The organism is uncultured Flavobacterium sp. (genome assembly GCF_963975005.1).
GTDB lineage: Bacteria > Bacteroidota > Bacteroidia > Flavobacteriales > Flavobacteriaceae > Flavobacterium.
Window position 1 is genome coordinate 1 of sequence record NZ_CAXBFR010000181.1, and the last position, 3,846, is coordinate 3,846.

The following is a 3,846-nucleotide window of genomic DNA, read 5'->3' on the forward strand; positions in this document are numbered from 1 at the left end:
CTGCTCCTGGTGCAAATTGTACTTTTTTAAGTACGAATAATTTTAAATCTGATGAGAATATTTTAATATATCCAAATCCAAACAATGGTAACTTTACAATTCAATTTTCATCTGAAACTAGTAATGATGTAAATGTTACAGTTCATGATTTAAGAGGAAGACAAGTGTATACTAAATCTTTCCAAAACAATGGATTGTTTAACCAAGAATTAAAATTAAACAATGCTTCATCTGGAATTTATCTTGTAACAGTACAAGACGGAAACAGAAAAGAAGTTAAGAAAATTGTTGTAGAATAATTTACAATAATTAATTATAAAAAAAAGGATGCTTATTTATTTAAGCATCCTTTTTTATTTTCCATTAAATAAATTCATGGTTTCGTTTAAGCCAGCAAGAACAAATGAATTTATAATTTCTGCTGAAATATTCAACCTTTCGTCTAGCTTAGATTTTTCTTCATCAGACCAGTCTCCCAAAACATAATTAACTTGTTGTCCTTTTTTAAATTCATCACTAATTCCAAATCTAAACCTTGGATATTCTGAAGTATTAAGTAGAAGTTGTGTGTTTTTTAATCCGTTATGACCACCATCTGTTCCTTTTGCTTTTATTCGAATAGTACCAAATGAAAGATTTAAATCATCAGTTATTACCAATAAATTTTCTTTAGGAATATTTTCTTTTTCAAGCCAATATTTAATTGCCTTTCCACTTAAATTCATATAAGTATTTGGTTTTAGTAGAAAAAGAGTTCTTCCTTTAATTTTATGCTGAGCAAGTTCACCAAGTTTAGCTGTTTGAAAATCTAAACTCTCTTTTTTGGCATAATAATTAAGGACTTTAAAGCCTATATTGTGTCTGGTATTTACATATTCTGAACCTATGTTTCCTAAACCAACAATTAAAAATTTTTTCATTGGATCAATTGTTTCTATTTGTTTTTGTTTGAAGATATTAAAAAGCCATTTCATTTTGTAAAAATACTATTTTTTAAAAATTTATTAAGAATCAACTATTGAAAATAGTTTAGGGAGCAACTATTCAAAAAAAAGCACCAGTTTAAAAACTGATGCTTTTGATATAGTTAGAAATTTTTTATTTTTTCTTAGTTGCAGTTTTTTCTGCTTTTGCAGCTTCTTGAGCAGCTTTCATAGCAGCACGAGAAATTCTCACTTGACAAACTACTGTGTTGTCTGGATGCATAAATTTAAAATTATCAGATGCTAATTTAGTGATATATAATTTGTTCCCCATCTCAAGTGGAGTAATATCAGCAGTAATAAAATCTGGTAAATTTTTAGGTAATGCTTTAACTTTTAAACGTCTTTGTGCTAAACGTAAAACACCACCACCCATAACTCCAGGAGATTTTCCAACAACTTTTACTGGAACTTCCATAACAACTTCTCTATCTTCTAATAATTGGAAGAAATCGATGTGTAAAATTTTGTCTGTAACTGGGTGAAACTGGATGTCCTGTAAAATTGCATTTATTTTTTTTCCAGCTAAATCAATTGCAACAGTATGCGCATTTGGAGTGTAAACCAAACCTTTAAATGCTCTTTCGTCTGCTGCAAAATGCACTGGTTGGTCTCCACCGTATATAACACACGGAACCATTCCAGCATCGCGTAAGGCTTTAGTTGCCTTTTTACCTACGCTTTCTCTTTCTTGTCCTTCAATTGTAATTGACTTCATTTTAAATATATATAATTAATTAATATTTTACATTAAAAATTTTCCACTAATGGAATTGTTGTGTTGTACCATGCGCATAACTTCTGCAAATAATGGAGCACAACTTACTACTCTTATTTTATTTGATTCTCTCTTTAAGGGAATAGAATCGGTAACAATCAACTCTAATAACTTAGAATTTTCTATTTTTTCATACGCATCACCCGATAAAATGGCGTGAGTACATATCGCTCTAACACTTATAGCTCCTTTTTCGATCATTAAATCGGCAGCTTTTGCTAAAGTTCCACCAGTATCAATCATGTCATCAACCAATACTACATTTTTTCCTTGAACATCACCAATTAATTCCATTGTGCCTATAACATTTGCAGCTTTTCTTTGTTTGTAACAAATAACTACATCAGACTCTAAAAATTTAGAATACGCATAAGCTCTTTTTGAACCACCCATATCTGGTGAGGCAATGGTTAAATTTTCTAAATTCAAACCTTTTAAATAAGGTAAAAATATAGTTGAAGCAAACAAGTGATCAACAGGTTTTTCAAAAAAGCCTTGAATTTGATCTGCGTGTAAGTCCATTGTCATAATACGAGTTGCACCGGCAGTTTCAAGTAGTTTTGCAACTAACTTTGCTCCAATTGGCACTCTTGGCTTATCTTTTCTGTCTTGACGCGCATATCCAAAATAAGGAATAACTGGAGTTATATGTCTGGCAGAAGCTCTTTTAGCAGCGTCTATCATTAATAAAAGTTCCATTATATTATCTGCATTCGGAAATGTTGAGCAAACAATAAATACGCGCAATCCTCTTATAGATTCTTCGTAAGACGGTTGCATTTCGCCATCACTAAATTTTGAGAACGTAACTTTACCTAGCGGAATTCCATACTTTTCAGCAATCTGTTCGGCTAAGTGTACACTTTGGGAACAAGCAAATATTTTTGCTTCAGGTTCTTGATGTGACATTTTAATTGGTTGTTTTTATTCCGTTACGCTTCGTACATTTCAGCTTTAATTTTGTCTATTGCTTAATGTTCGTATTCGCCTCGGATGTAGTTAGTTAGTTGTGTGTCGCATTAGCGAGGTGCAAATTTAGAAATTAATTTTGACTCTGAAAGTATATTTTAAAGTATTTTTATTATTTTGTTGAAATAATTATTACATTTGCAGTCTTAATTTACACCAGCCTTGGTGGCGGAATTGGTAGACGCGCACGACTCAAACTCGTGTTCTTCGGAGTGTGGGTTCGATTCCCACCCAGGGTACAGGCTAAAACCCTAAAGAGTTGATTTTCAATACTTTAGGGTTTTTTATTCGGTTACATTGCCGATATTTTGCCGAATTATTGTCCTATTTCTTTCCACTCAATATTGAATTTATTATCAGCAAGTAGTCCTCTATATAACTTTATAAAAGCTGTTTTTTTAGAATCATTATACTCGTAATAATATTTATTTAGTATCAATTTAACTTTTTCTATTAAAGTCTCAGTAGCATTTACTCCAAAATAGATTGCTCTAATATCATTAATTTCATAATAAAATTGTAAGTCGTTAGCAAAAAGTGTGCTAATTTAGTCAAAAACTAAGAGAGTGTTTTCAAAAATTATTAAATTCGGATTATTATGAAAACACCAAGAAAACAAACTACAGAAAATTATATTAAAGAGATTCGAAGACACACCAGTAGAATCTTTAGTTCAGAACAGAAAATACAAATCGTTATGGAAGCATTACGAGCTGAAATGTTCGTTGCAGAATTATGTAGGAAATATTCCATTAATGAATCCCAGTTTTATAAGTGGAACAAAGAATTTTTAGAAGCGGGTAAGAAAAGATTATCAGGTGATACAACGCGAGAAGCTACTAGTGATGAAGTAACAGAATTCAAGAAAGAGAATTAACGTTTAAAAGTAATGATTGCCGATTTGGTATTACGTTATGATATTGAAAAAAAAGATTGGAAATGCTGTATTAAATGACAAATTCAAGAAATACTTGCGACTTACTATATCCGAAAAACTAGAAATCATTCACATGGTAACTCGTTCAGAAATTGGAGTAAATAGAAAACTTGGAGAAATTGGAATCAATAAAAGTACTTTTTATAATTGCACATTCTAACTCATTAGTAATTTTAGTA

Annotated in this window: 6 protein-coding genes and 1 tRNA gene; 4 read left to right on the top strand and 3 right to left on the bottom strand. The window is 30.9% G+C overall.

What is annotated here, in order from left to right:
• On the top strand, positions 1–299 hold a 299-nt coding region (locus tag AACZ53_RS14100), incomplete at its 5' end, for a T9SS type A sorting domain-containing protein (RefSeq protein WP_339839771.1).
• Positions 300–353: 54 nt separating this feature from the next.
• On the opposite strand, the gene pth is transcribed toward AACZ53_RS14100, so the two are convergent.
• The 3 genes from pth to AACZ53_RS14115 all read right to left on the bottom strand — a co-directional run bounded on the left by pth (position 354) and on the right by AACZ53_RS14115 (position 2,670).
• Positions 354–920 (bottom strand): aminoacyl-tRNA hydrolase, encoded by a 567-nt coding sequence (gene pth, locus AACZ53_RS14105; RefSeq protein WP_339839774.1) that lies wholly within the window; start codon positions 918–920, stop codon positions 354–356.
• A 178-nt stretch (positions 921–1,098) separates the two neighbouring features.
• Positions 1,099–1,701, bottom strand: a complete 603-nt coding sequence (locus AACZ53_RS14110) for a 50S ribosomal protein L25/general stress protein Ctc (RefSeq protein WP_339839776.1) — start codon at positions 1,699–1,701, stop codon at positions 1,099–1,101.
• Positions 1,702–1,728: 27 nt separating this feature from the next.
• On the bottom strand, positions 1,729–2,670 hold the full coding sequence (locus AACZ53_RS14115) for a ribose-phosphate pyrophosphokinase (RefSeq protein WP_339839778.1): 942 nt from the start codon (positions 2,668–2,670) through the stop codon (positions 1,729–1,731).
• Positions 2,671–2,889: 219 nt separating this feature from the next.
• Between AACZ53_RS14115 and AACZ53_RS14120 the strand changes: the two genes are divergently transcribed.
• From AACZ53_RS14120 to AACZ53_RS14130, 3 genes are all read left to right on the top strand, one after another.
• Positions 2,890–2,969 (top strand) — tRNA-Leu (locus tag AACZ53_RS14120).
• Between the two features lie 359 nt (positions 2,970–3,328).
• On the top strand, positions 3,329–3,607 hold the full coding sequence (locus AACZ53_RS14125; protein ID WP_339839780.1) for a transposase: 279 nt from the start codon (positions 3,329–3,331) through the stop codon (positions 3,605–3,607).
• 43 nt (positions 3,608–3,650) lie between these two features.
• On the top strand, positions 3,651–3,827 hold the full coding sequence (locus AACZ53_RS14130; RefSeq protein WP_339839781.1) for a hypothetical protein: 177 nt from the start codon (positions 3,651–3,653) through the stop codon (positions 3,825–3,827).
• Positions 3,828–3,846 lie beyond the last annotated feature (19 nt).

Bases quoted from the DNA above. Each gene is read 5' to 3' on its own strand.
- AACZ53_RS14110 (WP_339839776.1), bottom strand. From the start codon at position 1,701: ATGAAGTCAATTACAATTGAAGGACAAGAAAGAGAAAGCGTAGGTAAA.
- AACZ53_RS14115 (WP_339839778.1), bottom strand. From the start codon at position 2,670: ATGTCACATCAAGAACCTGAAGCAAAAATATTTGCTTGTTCCCAAAGT.
- AACZ53_RS14125 (WP_339839780.1), top strand. From the start codon at position 3,329: ATGAAAACACCAAGAAAACAAACTACAGAAAATTATATTAAAGAGATT.
- pth (WP_339839774.1), bottom strand. From the start codon at position 920: ATGAAAAAATTTTTAATTGTTGGTTTAGGAAACATAGGTTCAGAATAT.